Genomic DNA, 15,478 nt, shown 5'->3' on the forward strand with positions numbered 1-15,478 from the left:
ATTTGACGCAAAAAAATTGCATAATCTGATAATTTTTTTCCAATTTAATGAAGATTTTGTCGAAAGGAGGAGTAAGAAAGATGTACTATGATGGACATATCCACACGCCTTTTTGTCCCCATGGGTCTTCAGACACTTTTGAAATGTATATCGAAAGAGCTATCTCTTTAGGTTTGAAAGGTATTACTTTTACAGAGCATGCCCCGTTGCCTCATTCATTTATTGATGCTGCTCCCACGAAGGACAGCAGTATGAAACATGAACAATTAGGAAAATACTTCGACACTTTGAGAGAAGTTAAGAAGTTTTATAAAAATAAAATTGAGATATTTACTGGTTTAGAAGTCGATTTTATTGAGGGCTATGAAGAGGAGACGAATACGTTTCTGAAAGAGGTTTGGCCTGAACTCGATGATGCCATTCTCTCTGTTCATTTCTTAAAGGTTCAAGACCAATACTTCTGCATGGATTATGATGAGAACGTATTTAGAGATTTGATCGAGCAATCCGGCAGCCTTTCTGCAGTCTACTCACTATACTTTCAAACCGTAAAAAAATCGATCACTCATTCATTTGGAGATCATCAGCCAAGAAGGATTGGACACATGACATTAGCAACTAAATTTCAGAAACTTTTTCCCCCAGATTTTAGTTATGAAAAAGAAGCAGAAGAGATTTTAACAGCAATGTCTGAACGTAACATGTATTTGGATTATAACGGAGCAGGTGCTATTAAGCCATATTGTTTGGAACCATATCCTTCTAACTGGATCATAAAAGAAGCACAAAAAAGAAAAATCCCTCTTGTCTATGGGTCTGATGCCCACAGTGCTAAGGGACTCGGTCAAGGATTGGATCAGTTAGTATCAACAGCAACATTAACTTCCCCACTTCTCCTGAATAGAGCCAAATAAAGGCTTTTGAACAGCAGACAGCAGGGGATTTTTTCTTTCTGGTATACAAACACATTTATCAAACCAGTTCATCATCCACTTCTTATAAGGCTGTATGAACGTTTCTGTTTCAGCACTAATCTGATACACCTCAGCTAAATAAAGAGGATGTAAAAATGGAAGCATCATCATATCTTTGAACTGAATGGTCAAAAAGTCGATTGGCTGCCTTCTGAATTCTTTTTTCTTCATCCCTTTTTCAAACAGAGTTTGCAAAAAGTACTTTTCCTTAACTAAGTAAGTAGACATGAGTTCCCGGACCAACGTTGAATCCAGTGTCATCTCACGATAGACAAAACGTGCAAGAGGAAGGTTTCTCTGTTGATAGATCAACAATGCTTCTACTATCTCAATAAAACTTCCCTTAACCGTGGGAGAGCTCGATGTATGATATATGATTTCAATCCTTCTGATATACCCTTCAAAAAATGAGGTGATCAACTCTTCTAGAAGACCTTTCTTTCCTCCAAAATGGTACGAAATTAAAGCGATGTTCACACCAGCTTTTTTGGCTATCTGTCTCACGGTCGTTCCTTTAAACCCTTGGCTTGTAAAAAGAGCAATCGCTGCCTCTGCTATTTTCAGTTTCGTTTCCATCGGATCTGTCTTCATTTTCTTCCACCGTCCTTCCCTCTTGTATAAAATTCTTGGGCGAGAGACATAAACCTTTAATAATCGCTCGACAAATAAGGGCTTATGGGTGTATAGTTCAACATTATTTGATAGGATAGAGTAAACAATTTATCAGGTTTGGAGGAATCTTGATGTTTTCCGTTCAGCAATATAGCACAGACAGAAATGAAGCTTATTCTCTTCTGTTGAAACAACTTTCTGCTCTACTAGAAGGCGAGACAAACGCGACTGCTAACCTTGCAAACGCATCTGCTCTTTTGAATCAATTTTTAGACAGAGTAAACTGGGTTGGTTTTTATACGCTTGAAGAAGAGACGAACCAATTAGTTCTTGGACCCTTTCAAGGGCTTCCAGCTTGTGTAAGAATTCCTCTTGGAAGAGGAGTCTGCGGAACGTCCGCTCAAAATCAAGAAACGTTAGTTGTAAAAGATGTTCATGAGTTCCCTGGGCATATCGCTTGTGATGCCGCTTCTCAATCAGAGATCGTAGTTCCGTTAGTGAAAGACGGCAAACTTCTAGGAGTTCTGGATATTGATAGTCCCGAAAAAGCACGATTCGATGAGGTGGATCAAGAGAACTTAGAAAAGTTCTGTGAGGTTTTACTTCGTTATCTCTAGATTCTGTTACCTAAATAAAGAAGTCCTGCGCAGTCATTAGCGCAGGACTCTTTTTTATAGTGAATCTAAACTTTGTTTTATGTCATCCCAAATATCTTCCCATGCTTCTAAGCCAACCGATAAGCGCAGAAGCTGATCAGTGATGCCCATCTGAAGTCGATTCTCCTCAGGTACGACAGCATGTGTCATTGTAGCAGGATGTTGGATGAGTGTTTCAGCATCACCAAGACTAACGGCGATTTTAATGAGTCTTAAATGGTTCATAAACTTTTGGGCGACCACTTTACCTCCTCTTATCTCAAAGCTGATAAGACCCCCAGCGTTCATCATTTGAGTGTTTGCAAGCTCATATTGAGGGAAGTCCGGATCACCCGGATACAATACTCGATTTACGGCAGGATGTTTCTTTAACAAGTCTGCAAGTTTCTTTGCATTCTCACAATGACGGTCCATTCGTACAGGCAGTGTCTTGATTCCTCTTAAAAGCAGCCAAGCATCAAAAGGAGACATGACCCCTCCGATATCCTTTTGAGTAGTCATTGCAAGGTGACTCATCATTTCTTGCCTACCGACCGCAAGACCTCCGATTACATCTCCATGACCACATAGATATTTCGTGGCACTGTGCAAAACAATATCGCACCCTAATTCGAGTGGACGCTGTAGGTAAGGAGATGAAAATGTATTATCAACAACAACTGGAATATTAAATTCTTTTGCGATTCTTGCTACCATACTTAGATCAACAAGTTTCATGGTAGGATTTATCGGAGATTCTATATAGATGACCGTAGTATGATCGTTGATCGCTGAACGTATCGATTCCTCATCGTTCATCGGATGAAAATTATGTTTAATATGATATTTTTCTTCCATAAGTTGTAGCAAACCAAAGGTACACCCATATACTCCTTCTGAACAGAGAATATGATCACCGGTTTTCGTTAACCCTAGCAGAATGGCTGAAACTGCAGCCATACCAGAACCAAACGCTAAACCTTTTTCCCCTTTTTCCATCGCTGCAATCCGCTCTTCTAACATTGCAACCGTCGGATTGCTAAGTCTTGAATAGATATAACCTTCCTGCTCTCCTGCAAATCGTGCAGCACCCGTTTCCGCGCTATCAAAAACAAAAGTTGAAGTTTGAAAAATAGGAGGAGCTAAACTTCCATTATGCTGTTCTGCGTTATACCCCTTATGAATCACATCTGTTTCAAAGCGTTTTGTATCCATTTTTACTTCTCCTTTGAAGGCAATATAAAATGTAAGCGCTTTCTTATTCATATCATATATGAATTTTACTACTTTTACAATTTGTCCTAAAAAATGTTTTATGAATATGGCAGTAAGGTTGACATCGATTAGTAAAAAAGCTTATACTATTCTTTGTGTAAAATAAGCGGCACTGTGTCCATCATTAGTTTTTATTTTGTACCCAGGTTTTCATTAATCCGGGAACATCGCGTAGCTTCATAGGCTGCTGAAGTGAAGATGTTTTTCATACAAAATATGCTCGTGAAAAGGCCATAGTCACTGTTGTTGTTTTAACACAAACAAACACGTGAAGGAGGAGTCAATAATGGCTCGATATACAGGTTCAACATGGAAAGTTTCTCGTCGTCTTGGAATTTCTCTAAGCGGAACTGGGAAAGAACTTTCTAAGCGTCCATACGCACCAGGACAACATGGTCCAACTCAACGTAAAAAAATCTCTGAATACGGTTTACAATTACAAGAGAAGCAAAAGCTTCGTTACATGTACGGTGTAAACGAGCGTCAATTCCGCCGCATTTTTGATGATGCTGGTAAAATGACTGGTATCCACGGTGAAAACTTCATGATTCTTTTAGAATCTCGTCTAGACAACGTAGTTTACCGTCTTGGTCTTGCTCGTACGCGTCGTGCAGCTCGTCAATTAGTAAACCACGGTCACATCACAGTAAACGGCAAGCGTGTTGATATCGCTTCTTACCGTCTATCTGCTGGCGATGTAATCGGTGTTCGTGAAAAATCTCGCAACTCATCTGCTATTAAAGAAGCAATTGAAGTTAACAACTTCGTACCTGACTTCTTAACGTTTGATGAAAACAAATTGGAAGGTACTTTCACTCGCTTACCAGAGCGTTCTGAACTTCCTGCTGAGATCACAGAACAACTTATCGTTGAATTCTACTCTCGTTAATCTGAGTAAAGAAACCCCTAACACCTTGTTAAAGGCATTAGGGGTTTTTCTTATTCTATAAAAGTTCTTTAAACCTACTTGCTTGTGACTCTAATTGTCGAGCAGAATTTTCAATACCTAAGAACTCTTGCATCGCTTGTTCAATCAATTTCTTGTTATTCGTTATTCCTTCTTGTGATCGGTGAGTCACGTCATTGATCTTGTTTATCTCACCTGTAATTCCTGAAATATGTGCATTCACTTCTTGAATAGAATCTTGCACGCGATTAGCGAGCTTTCTAACTTCAACCGCTACAACATTAAATCCTCTTCCATGATCACCAGCTCTTGCAGCTTCTATCGCTGCGTTTAGAGCTAACAAATTCGTTTGTGCTGCAATCTCACGTATCGTCTTAACGATATCCTCAATAGAAGTAGCTTGTTTTTTCAAAGATTCTAGAATCAATAAATTTTGTTGAGACTCAGATACAAGTTTTTCAGTAGATATAGAGATCTCATTACTTTTCTTTAATCCTTCTTCTGCGCGCGTAAGCAACTCTAGAGACATTTGTTGAAGGTTAGATGCAACCGTGATCGTATTATTTTCTCTATTCGTAATATCTGTAGCGATTTTCACCACAGCTGTAACTTTATGATTTTCGTCTAGAATTGGTGTATACGTGGCTTCTAGCCAGATAAGCCGTTTTGATTTTGTAACACGTTGAATCTTTTCTTGAAAAGTTTTACCATCTCTTAAGCTTTTCCAAAACCGATCATATTCTCCACTTCTCAAGAAATCTTCTGTGCAAAATTGTTTATGGATTAATGATCGCATCTCATCAACATGGTATTCCATCGTTGTGGCAAAATTTTTATTAGCCCATAGCACTTTTCCATGTGGGTCAAATTCAATCATGGCTACAGATCGATCGATCGCTGCTAGTACAGCACTTTCATTCAATACTTGTGAGCTTTTTGTAGAGCTGTTTTTGCTTAATGTAATCATTGTTGCATCCCCATCTTCTAGTATTTATTTCTAATATTATACTACTAAGGAACTAATTACTAATGAAATGTTCTATGGATATAATAAAAAATCCACACAGCATGCTGCATGGATTTTTGCTTGTTTATGGATGATTTTCAAGTATGAATCAGTCTACTTCTTTCCCCATACTTTCTTGTAAAATATAGAACCATTGCTCGCGTGTTAATGGTAAGTTTGCTGCATTTACAGCTGATTCAATACGATTCATTTTTCCGCTTCCTACGATCGGCATAATCTGTGAAGGATGCTTTAACAGCCACGCATAAGCGACTTCATCAATGGAAGCGGCTTCTGTTTCACTAGCCACTTTTTCTAATGCCTTTTTCACGCGTACTGCTTTATCACCTTCACCTTTAAACAATCTTCCACCAGCAAGAGGAGACCATGCCATCGGTCTTACTTTTTCTTTTTGAAGGTGGTTGATCGTACCGTCAAAGAACGGTTGTTCATGAAGAACAGATAATTCGATCTGGTTCGTTACAAGTGGACCATTGTACTCATTTTGCAGCATTTCCATTTGCTTAGGCGTAAAATTAGAAACTCCAAAATGCTTAACTTTTCCTTCTTTTCTCAAGATGTGAAATGCTTCTGCTGTTTCAGCAGGGTCCATAAACGGATCTGGGCGATGAATCAACAAAACATCTACATAATCTGTATTCATTTTTTGCAATGAATTCTCTGCAGATGCGATAATATGTTTTTTACTCGTATCATAGGATTTTATCGTATGCTCAGGACGATTTTCAGAAATGAGTTTAATGCCACACTTCGTCACGATCTGAATTTCCTGTCTCAAGGATGGTTTGAGAGCAAGTGCTTGTCCAAACAGCTCTTCACACATGTAATTACCATAAATATCAGCATGATCAAACGTTGTAATTCCCGCTTCTATACACCGTTCCATAAGTGAAAGAAGCTCTTCAGGTGAGAGATTCCATTCTGTTAAACGCCAATGACCATGAACAATCTGTGAAAATTGAAGGTCTTCTGCTAATTGAATTTTTTTCAAAATAAACACACCCCTTAATAAAGTTTGAGAGGAACCCCGTTTCAACAGGGTTCCTACTCTTTTTTAATACCTGATCAACGTATACTTTTTCTTACCGCGTCGGATGATTACAAACTTGTTCTCGATACGGTCGTTCTCACCAATCATATAGGCCGTATCTTGAACCTTTTCGCCATTGATTGATATAGCTCCATTCGTTACATCTTCTCTAGCCTGTCTTTTAGATGGAGAAATCTTCGCATCAACAAGAAGGTCTACAATGTTTAAGTCTTCCGTATTAGTTGCGTTGAAGGAAGGAACATCCTTGAACCCTTGTTCGATCTCAGCAGCCGTTAAGTCTGAGAGATTTCCACTGAAAAGTGCTTCTGTAATCTTTACCGCTTGTTTGTAAGCTGCTTCTCCGTGAACAAGCGTTGTTACTTCTCGACCTAATGCTTTTTGTGCTTCGCGTTTTTCTGGTGCTTCCGCTAATGATTTTTCCAAAACTTCAATTTCTTCTTTAGATAAGAACGTAAAGTATTTAAGCCAGTTGATTACATCCGCATCTGCTGCGTTCACCCAGAACTGGTAGAACTCGTATGGAGTCGTTTTTTCTGCATCTAGCCAGATCGTTCCTGATGCTGTTTTACCAAACTTCGTACCATCTGCTTTGGTGATTAGCGGAATCGTTAGTCCGAATGCTTTCTCTTCCTCACCGGAGCGACGGATCAATTCCATACCAGCTGTAATATTCCCCCACTGGTCACTTCCGCCGATTTGAAGTTTTACATTTTCTTTTTGGAAAAGATTAAGAAAATCATACGACTGTAAGATCATGTATGAGAACTCAGTAAACGAGATTCCAGCTTCTAAACGAGAGTCAACGGAATCTTTGGCAAGCATGTAGTTAACTGAGAAATTCTTTCCTACATCACGAAGAAACTCAATCATCGTAAGTTGACTTAACCACTCATAGTTATTCACCGTTTTAGCAGGGTTCGTATCTCTTTCAAAATCAAGCAGTCTAGATAGCTGATTTTTAATCTTGTCTGTCCATTGAACAACAATCTCTGCTTCGTTCAATGTTCTTTCCGTTTGTCTACCACTTGGGTCCCCAATCAAACCTGTTCCACCGCCAACTAGTGCAAACGGCTGGTGTCCCGCTTCTTGGAATCGTTTGAGTGTAAGGATCGGTAACAGGTTTCCGATGTGAAGACTGTCTGCAGTTGGATCGAATCCGCAATAAAGCTTTACGATTCCTTTTTCAAGTTCTTTTTGTAGTCCCTCTTGATCTGTTACTTGATTAAGAAGACCTCTAAATTCTAAATCTTGTAGAATATTCATTTCTATCTTCCTTCCGTAATTTAATGATGTTTAATGACATAAAAAAAGTCCCTCTCCAGTTGGAAAGGGACGTGATGACAATCTCGCGGTACCACCCTAATTAAAAGCCAAAATAATGGCTTTTCACTTCATTTCGTAACGGTTTTATCCGTTCTCTGCTACTTAACGTTCACAGAGACAGCTCCAGGAGGTAATTCACAGCATGCCTTTGCACTGGTTCGCATCAACCACCAGCTTTCTGAAACAGGGAGACACCTGCTACTCATTCCTATCTTCGCTTTCAACATATAATAATCTTCATTTATTTTTACCACACAGATGAATTTCATGTCAATCTTCATCTCCAAAAACGGTGTTCTATCATAAATCGACCTTATGTTATAATACACGAGGGGGAGGGATTACCAAATGATGTCTCGTTTTGATGAATTAAAGCAAAACTGGGAGAAATTTGTCCACTTTTTGAAGGAAAAAGGAATTATTCGAACAGCACGAATTACATATAACGTCACATGGAACATGTTCTTGATCGTAACTGTACTACTTATCCTCGGAGGTGTTTTTGCAGCAGGTGTTGGAGCTGGTTTCTTCGCTTCACTCGTAAAAGACGAACCTGTACGAGCACACACTTCTATGAAAGAAGATATTTATAATTATGAAGAAACGAGTACGGCTTATTTTGCTAACAAAACGTACCTAGGGAAGCTTCAATCTGATCTGGATAGACAAGAGATCAGTTTAAAAGAAGTTTCTCCTTATGTGTTAAAAGCCGTTATATCAACAGAGGATCAATATTTTTATGAACATGAAGGTGTTGTGCCGAAAGCCATCTTCCGCGCCATGTTCCAAGAGTTTTCTGGTGCATCTGTTGTTACAGGAGGTAGTACACTCACTCAACAGCTCATCAAAAATCAAATTCTAACGAATGAAGTATCTTTTGATCGAAAAGCTAAAGAAATCTTACTAGCGATGAGACTTGAAAAAGTACTTAAGAAGGATGAGATTCTAGAAGCTTACTTAAACATCGTACCTTACGGAAGAAATTCTTCCGGTCGAAATGTTGCTGGAATACAAGCCGCTGCGGAAGGTGTTTTTGGAGTACCTGCATCCAAACTAAACCTAGCTCAATCCGCTTATCTATCTGGACTTCCAAAGAACCCTTTCGTTTATACCCCTTTTAATAAAGGTGGAGAGCAAAAGGAAGACATGACTGCTGGAATAAAGCGTATGCAAACTGTTCTTAGCCGCATGTTATCTGCCGGTTCCATTACACAAGCTGAATATGATGAAGCTATGAAATATGATATTAAGAAGAATCTTACAACCAAAAAGCAATCTTCCTTTGAAAGATATCCATACTTAACAGTTGAAATTCAAAGACGTACAGTAGAATTACTAACAAAATTGAATGCTGAAAAAGATGGAAAGAAACTAAGCGATTTAAGCCCTGAGGAACTCAAAGAGTATGAGGATAATGCACGTACTCAAGTTAGACAAAAGGGAATTAAAATTTTCACAACCATAGATCAAAAAATATACGACGATATGCAACAGGTAGTAAAAAATGATAATTTATTCGGCCCTGCTAACCAATACGTGTATAACAGTAGAGGACAAAGAATCAAACTCGATAAGCCAGAGCCTGAAGAAGTCGGTGCAACACTTATAGAAAACAAGACAGGAAAGATCATCAGCTTTGTTGGCGGACGTGATTTTAACCGCGAGCAAACCAACCATGCGATGAGAGCTCCTCGTCAAAACGGATCAACAATGAAACCATTGCTTGCTTATTCCTACGCTTTAGAAACAGGTAAAGTACAACCAGGATCAATCGTTCCTGATACGCCGATCGCATTAGGAACATGGAAGCCAAATAACTATGATATGGATTTTGATGGTCTCGTTTCGGTTCGACATTCATTAAAAAAATCGAGAAATATACCAGCTATTAAATCTTATCAGCGTGTCGATCATATGAAAGCAACCGAGAAGCTGATGCAGATGGGTGTAACCAGCCTTACAAAGGGTGATCGCACACAAAATGCAATGGCGTTAGGTGCCTTGGATGTGGGAATCACTGTCGAAGAGAACGTTAATGCATTCTCTACATTTGCAAACGGAGGAAACTTTGTTGATGCATACATGATTGAACGTATAGAGTCTAATGATGGTGAAGTCATCTACCAACATAAGAGTGAAGCAAAACCCGTTTATAGTGCACAAACATCTTATCTATTAATTGACATGATGAGAGATGTTCTGTCTTCAGGAACAGCTTCTGGTGTTCCTCGCAAACTAGCTTTCCAATCGGATTGGGCTGGTAAGACAGGAACTACAAATGCTGATAAAGACTCTTGGTTTGTAGCATCCAATCCTAACGTTACGTTTGGTGTTTGGATCGGTTATGATACCCCAGCTGACCTAGCAGGTAACACGGGACAAAGAAATCAGACGATCTGGGCACAACTCATAAATGCTGCTTATAAAAATTCACCACAACTCGTGGATCCTGAAAAGCAATTCGCAATGCCTTCAGGAATCGTTCGTCGTGAGATCTGTGGTATATCTGGTAAGCTGCCTTCTGATCTATGCCGAAGTGCTGGACTCGTTACGACTGATCTGTTTAATGCTAAGTTCACACCTAACGAAGTGGACGACACGCTCACAAAAGGTCGTTATGTGCTTGTAGGTGATGCGAAGTATAAGGCACTTCCATCTACACCACAAGAGTTCACGAAAGACGGTGTTTTAATTAAGGAAGAATTCCTGCGCGAACTTGGATTAGAAGCACTAAATAAATTAACGAATACAACGAATCTATTGAACAACATTGTTCCTGAAAAAGAGTTAAAAGAGAACGGCAAAGTTCCTGCCGCTGTTGCAGGCGCAAAAATGTCAGATGGCGTGCTCTCATGGGCATCACATGGAGAGAACGATGTAATTGGTTACCGCATCTATCACTCTTCGGATGGTACATCATTTAAGAAGATCGGCTCTGTAACTGCTGATAAGACTTCTGCAAAAGTACCTGCTGGAGTCGTTTATGTTACAGCAGTGGATATTGCAGGTAAGGAATCTCCTGCACAAACAAAAGTTCAAGTCGGCGAAAAGAAACCACCAGCTGAACCACCTACTCCACCAACAGATGGAGACGGAGGTAAGCCTGATGAGCCACAAGATCCACCGCCGCCACCAACTGAACCTGCAGATCCTGGCACAGGCGATCCGCCTCCAGCCACAACTCAAAACAATAATAAGAAAAAACCCTCGAATTGATATTCGAGGGTTTTTCATCGTTATTAATCTTCCATCGTAGAAAGATCACCTGTCGGTAAATCAAGCTCCCACGCTTTAAGAACACGTCGCATAATCTTACCGCTTCTTGTCTTCGGAAGCTTATCACGGAATTCAATTTCACGCGGTGCTGCATGTGCAGCAAGTCCTGCTTTTACAAAACTACGAATTTCCTCGATCAGCTCATCACTTGCTTCATAGCCAGATCGAAGGGCGATGAACGCTTTAATAATCTCTCCTCGAACAGGATCGGGTTTTCCTATTACACCTGCTTCTGCAACAGCAGGGTGTTCGACGAGCTTACTTTCTACTTCAAACGGCCCTACTCGTTCCCCGGACGTCATGATAACATCATCAATTCGGCCTTGGAACCAGAAGTACCCATCTTCGTCCATGTAAGCAGAATCTCCGGAAACATACCAGCCACCTGACGTGAAGTATGAATCATATTTTTCTGGGTTGTTCCAGATCGCACGCATCATGGACGGCCATCCCTTTTTGATGGCGAGGTTGCCCATTCGATACGGAGGTAAGATGTTGTCTTGGTCGTCAATAATCGCTGCCTCAATTCCTGGGAACGGTTTCCCCATCGATCCAGGTTTAATCTCCATCGCTGGATAGTTACTGATCAGCTGTCCACCTGTTTCCGTCATCCACCAGTTGTCATGTATACGCAAGTTAAACACCTTCATTCCCCATCTAACAACCTCAGGGTTTAGAGGTTCACCTACACTTAAAATATGTCGAAGCGAAGACATATCAAATTTCTTTACCACTTCGTCTCCAGCACCCATCAACATACGAAAAGCGGTTGGAGCACTGTACCAGACCGTTACACCATAATTTTCAATCGTACCATACCAATCTTCAGGTGAGAAACGTCCACCGCGAATGACACTTGACGTGCCGTTCAACCATGGCCCGAATATGCCATAAGAAGTCCCTGTCACCCAGCCGGGATCTGCCGTGCACCAGTACACATCCTCTTCTTTTAGATCTAGTACCCATTTTGAAGTTTGGAAATGCTGAAGCATCGCATTATGAACATGAAGCACACCTTTTGGTTTACCCGTCGATCCGGATGTATAGTGAAGGATCAATCCGTCTTCTCGATCAACCCATTCAATATCTAAATCTTTTGATGCTTTTTTCATACGATCAAAATAACTTACATACGGTCCCTCTTCTTTAACATCTTCTCCTACCAAAATAACATTCTTCAATTTCGGAAGTTGATCGACTGGGACACGCTCTAAAAGGGCTGGCGTAGTTACAAGCACTTTAGCCTCACTATCTTCAAGTCTATCTCTTACTGCTCCCTCCATGAACGCCTCAAACAATGGACCAACAATCGCTCCAAGCTTGATTGCTCCAAGAAACGTAAAGTAAAGTTCCGGTGAACGTGGCATGAAGATGAAGACGCGATCTCCTTTTTCAACACCTATTTGGCGTAACATATTACCTGCTTTGTTAGACATCTCTTTCATGTCTTTAAACGTATACTTCTCATCTCTTTTTTGATCTGAAAAGTAGAGAGCTACTTTGTTTTTACGATGGGATGCTGCATGACGGTCTATAGCTTCATATGCCATATTGACTCGTCCTGTTTTGTGCCAGGAGAATTCTTTTTCAATGTCTTTCCAATCAAATGCTCCGTATATAGCCTCATAATCTTGTAGATTAAAATCACCTTTTATAATCGGAAGCGCTTCCAGTTTCATTGCTAAATCTCCCTTCCCTTTTGAATATCTCTTTAATTATATCATATTATCTAAATTTTTTAACTTATTAGAACTATCTATAAAAACGGTCGTGTAAACCCTTACAACGATGATTTATGATGTATAATAGAAGTTGGAAACCAACCTAGGTGGTGTAAAAATGAAACATACCAAAACATACAACTGTGTAGCACTAAAGACGAGTCATGGAACCATTACGGTAGAAGGGCCTGTATCAGCTGAAACGTTAGAGGGTCTTTATTTTCATGAAGATCTAAAAGCATTCAGACCAGCTCAAGAGCAAAAGAAAGCTGTTACTGAAATCGCTAGACTTGCCGAAGGAAGAATCATTATCGCTAGAAATAAGGATACCGTTATCGGTTATGTTACATACGTCTATCCAGATCCACTAGAACGATGGTCTGAAGGAAACATGGAAAATCTACTAGAATTAGGTGCGATTGAGGTCATACCTGATTATCGCAATTTTAAAGTTGGTAAAACACTATTAAAAGTATCCATGATGGATGATGCCATGGAAGATTATATTATTATCACGACAGAATACTATTGGCACTGGGACTTAAAAGGGACAAAACTATCGGTTTGGGATTACCGAAAAGTCATGGAAAAGATGATGAACGCAGGTGACCTGGAGTATATGGCAACAGATGATCCTGAGATCAGTTCGCACCCAGCCAATTGTTTGATGGTCCGCATCGGAAAAAGAATTGGCTTAGACACGATTCAACAGTTCGATCGGCTGCGTTTTAAGAATCGTTTTATGTACTAATCTAATCAGTAGAATAGAGAGAAATCAAATGGGAGTGTTACGATATGATCGTTCAAAATATGATGCAGAAGAATGTTGTAACGATTCATGAAAACGAAACGATCGGTACAGCCATTCAGTTAATGCTTGAGAAAGACGTTAGAAACTTGCCTGTCATTGATAACAACGGAGATTTACTGGGACTTGTTACAGATCGCGAAGTGAAGGATGCCAGTCCATCTATTTTTCACCAGAACGAGCATCCAGAAGATTTTGAGAAGCCTGTTTCAAGCATCATGAAACAAGCCATCTTTTCAGCTCATCCTTTTGACATTGCAGAAGAACTTTCCACAATTTTTTATGAACATAATGTGAGCTGTATTCCTGTACTTGAAGAGACAAAGTTAGTCGGTCTTGTAACCGAACGAGAGATGCTGCATGCTTTCATCCTTTTAACTGGCACCCATCAGCCTGGGTCTCATCTAGAGGTTGCCGTACCGAACGAAGCTGGAGAACTGGCTAAGGTAGCAAGTGTCTTGAAAGATTTCCACTTGAACATCAGCTCTGTGCTTGTCTATCCTTCTCATAATGAGCGAGAAAAGATTATCGTATTTCGAGTTGGAACAATGAACCCGCTTCCTGTCATCGAACACTTGATTGATAACGGCTATGAAGTGAAGTGGCCACCTGTTCCCGGTGAACGCGATGAAAAATGATTCCGTTTTTGTTTATTCACCAGATCTTTTAGGATACAAGTTCAGTGACTCTCATCCTTTCAATCAGCTTAGAGTTCAGCTTGCTTATGAGTTGTTAAGAGATTCAGGTTGTTTGGATGACGATCAGATCATCAAGCCCAGACAAGCAACAGATGAAGAGATCATGTTGATTCATGATTCAGGATATGTAGAAGCTGTAAAACAAGCCGGAAGAGGACAGCTTAATCGGGAGATCGCTCTCAACTATGGACTAGGTACAGAAGATACACCTATTTTCCCTAACATGCATGAAGCAAGCAGTTGGATCGTTGGTGCCACGCTGACTGCTGTTGATTATGTCATGGAAGGAAAGTCCAAGCATGCTCTTAGCCTTAGCGGAGGACTGCATCACGGTTTTAGAGGAAAAGCTTCTGGGTTCTGTATCTACAATGACAGCTCAATCGCAATTGAATATATGAAACGAAAATACAATGCACGTGTTTTATATGTCGACACAGATGCTCATCATGGTGATGGTGTACAATGGGCTTTTTATGATGATCCAGATGTTTGTACACTTTCCATCCACGAAACCGGACGCTACTTATTTCCTGGAACAGGATCCATCCATGAAAAAGGAGCTGGAAAAGGGTATGGCTTTTCCTTTAATGTTCCTGTTGATGCCTTTACAGAAGATGAATCCTTCTTAGAGTGCTATGAAAAAAGCTTGTGGGAAGTTGCAGATTTCTTTAAACCGGATGTCATCATTACGCAAAACGGTGTTGATGCTCATTATTATGATCCTTTAACACATTTATCTGTAACAATGAAAACCTATACGGAAATTCCAAGGATCGCAAAGAAAGTCGCAGAAAAATATTGTGGCGGCCGCTGGATTGCAACAGGCGGTGGCGGATATGATATTTGGCGTGTCGTTCCTCGTGCGTGGTCTTATTTATGGTGTGTGATGAACGATCAAGCACCTTCCGGACAGATCGCAGAGAACTGGCTAAAGCGTTGGACAAGCGAGGCGAAGCATCCTCTTCCTCCTACATGGGAAGATGAATCCGGAATCTATAAACCCATTCCAAGAAAAGATGAGATTACATCCAAAAACAGAGCAACCTTGGAAAAAAGCTTATATTCCATTAAAAAGAGTTCATAGAAAAAGAGGACTATGTCGTTTAGTCCTCTTTCTTTATACTTTCAAGCCATATTTTCTAATGTGCATATTTATAATTTCACGGTAATC

Annotated in this window: 13 protein-coding genes and 1 other annotated feature; of the genes, 7 read left to right on the forward strand and 6 right to left on the reverse strand. The window is 40.1% G+C overall.

Annotation, left to right across the window (positions count from 1 at the left end):
* The first annotated feature begins 80 nt into the window (after nt 1-80).
* Nucleotides 81-914, forward strand: coding sequence for a histidinol-phosphatase HisJ (gene hisJ / locus HU823_RS16245; protein ID WP_197222688.1), 834 nt, complete (start codon nt 81-83; stop codon nt 912-914).
* Here hisJ and refZ read toward each other — a convergent pair.
* The gene (gene refZ, locus HU823_RS16250; RefSeq protein WP_231607508.1) at nt 879-1,565 is read right to left on the reverse strand and encodes a forespore capture DNA-binding protein RefZ; all 687 of its coding nucleotides are present in this window, start codon (nt 1,563-1,565) and stop codon (nt 879-881) included. The genes hisJ and refZ overlap by 36 nt on opposite strands.
* A gap of 152 nt (nt 1,566-1,717) precedes the next feature.
* On the opposite strand from refZ, the gene HU823_RS16255 reads away from it, so the two are divergent.
* Complete coding sequence (locus tag HU823_RS16255; protein ID WP_144698600.1) at nt 1,718-2,203, forward strand: GAF domain-containing protein; 486 nt, start codon at nt 1,718-1,720, stop codon at nt 2,201-2,203.
* Nucleotides 2,204-2,257: 54 nt separating this feature from the next.
* On the opposite strand, the gene megL is transcribed toward HU823_RS16255, so the two are convergent.
* Nucleotides 2,258-3,436 (reverse strand): methionine gamma-lyase, encoded by a 1,179-nt coding sequence (gene megL, locus HU823_RS16260; protein WP_144698598.1) that lies wholly within the window; start codon nt 3,434-3,436, stop codon nt 2,258-2,260.
* 346 nt (nt 3,437-3,782) lie between these two features.
* Here megL and rpsD point away from each other — a divergent pair, with 346 nt between their 5' ends.
* A complete protein-coding gene (rpsD, locus tag HU823_RS16265; RefSeq protein WP_137788639.1) occupies nt 3,783-4,385 on the forward strand; it encodes a 30S ribosomal protein S4 in 603 nt (200 codons plus the stop codon).
* A gap of 55 nt (nt 4,386-4,440) precedes the next feature.
* On the opposite strand, the gene HU823_RS22225 is transcribed toward rpsD, so the two are convergent.
* From HU823_RS22225 to tyrS, 3 genes are all read right to left on the reverse strand, one after another.
* Nucleotides 4,441-5,370: a methyl-accepting chemotaxis protein gene (locus tag HU823_RS22225; RefSeq protein ID WP_197222689.1), complete on the reverse strand. Its 930-nt coding sequence runs from the start codon at nt 5,368-5,370 to the stop codon at nt 4,441-4,443.
* A 148-nt stretch (nt 5,371-5,518) separates the two neighbouring features.
* Nucleotides 5,519-6,421: an aldo/keto reductase gene (locus tag HU823_RS16275; RefSeq protein WP_197222690.1), complete on the reverse strand. Its 903-nt coding sequence runs from the start codon at nt 6,419-6,421 to the stop codon at nt 5,519-5,521.
* 63 nt (nt 6,422-6,484) lie between these two features.
* On the reverse strand, nt 6,485-7,744 hold the full coding sequence (gene tyrS / locus HU823_RS16280; RefSeq protein WP_197222691.1) for a tyrosine--tRNA ligase: 1,260 nt from the start codon (nt 7,742-7,744) through the stop codon (nt 6,485-6,487).
* A gap of 62 nt (nt 7,745-7,806) precedes the next feature.
* Nucleotides 7,807-8,028 (reverse strand) — a binding site (T-box leader).
* Between the two features lie 124 nt (nt 8,029-8,152).
* Here tyrS and HU823_RS16285 point away from each other — a divergent pair.
* Entirely contained in the window at nt 8,153-11,020 is a 2,868-nt protein-coding gene (locus HU823_RS16285; RefSeq protein ID WP_197222692.1) for a transglycosylase domain-containing protein, read from the forward strand.
* A 23-nt stretch (nt 11,021-11,043) separates the two neighbouring features.
* Here HU823_RS16285 and acsA read toward each other — a convergent pair whose 3' ends face one another.
* The gene (gene acsA / locus HU823_RS16290) at nt 11,044-12,759 is read right to left on the reverse strand and encodes an acetate--CoA ligase (protein ID WP_197222693.1); all 1,716 of its coding nucleotides are present in this window, start codon (nt 12,757-12,759) and stop codon (nt 11,044-11,046) included.
* Nucleotides 12,760-12,919: 160 nt separating this feature from the next.
* Between acsA and HU823_RS16295 the strand changes: the two genes are divergently transcribed.
* From HU823_RS16295 to HU823_RS16305, 3 genes are read left to right on the forward strand one after another with little or no spacing between them, the layout of a single operon-like run.
* Nucleotides 12,920-13,552 (forward strand): GNAT family N-acetyltransferase, encoded by a 633-nt coding sequence (locus HU823_RS16295; RefSeq protein WP_197222694.1) that lies wholly within the window; start codon nt 12,920-12,922, stop codon nt 13,550-13,552.
* A 44-nt stretch (nt 13,553-13,596) separates the two neighbouring features.
* Nucleotides 13,597-14,247 (forward strand): acetoin utilization AcuB family protein, encoded by a 651-nt coding sequence (locus HU823_RS16300; RefSeq protein WP_144698585.1) that lies wholly within the window; start codon nt 13,597-13,599, stop codon nt 14,245-14,247.
* On the forward strand, nt 14,237-15,391 hold the full coding sequence (locus HU823_RS16305) for an acetoin utilization protein AcuC (RefSeq protein WP_197222695.1): 1,155 nt from the start codon (nt 14,237-14,239) through the stop codon (nt 15,389-15,391). The genes HU823_RS16300 and HU823_RS16305 overlap by 11 nt, the downstream gene beginning before the upstream one ends.
* The last annotated feature ends 87 nt before the right edge of the window (nt 15,392-15,478 follow it).

The organism is Fictibacillus sp. 18YEL24, from assembly GCF_015903855.1.
GTDB classification, from domain to species: domain Bacteria; phylum Bacillota; class Bacilli; order Bacillales; family Fictibacillaceae; genus Fictibacillus; species Fictibacillus phosphorivorans_C.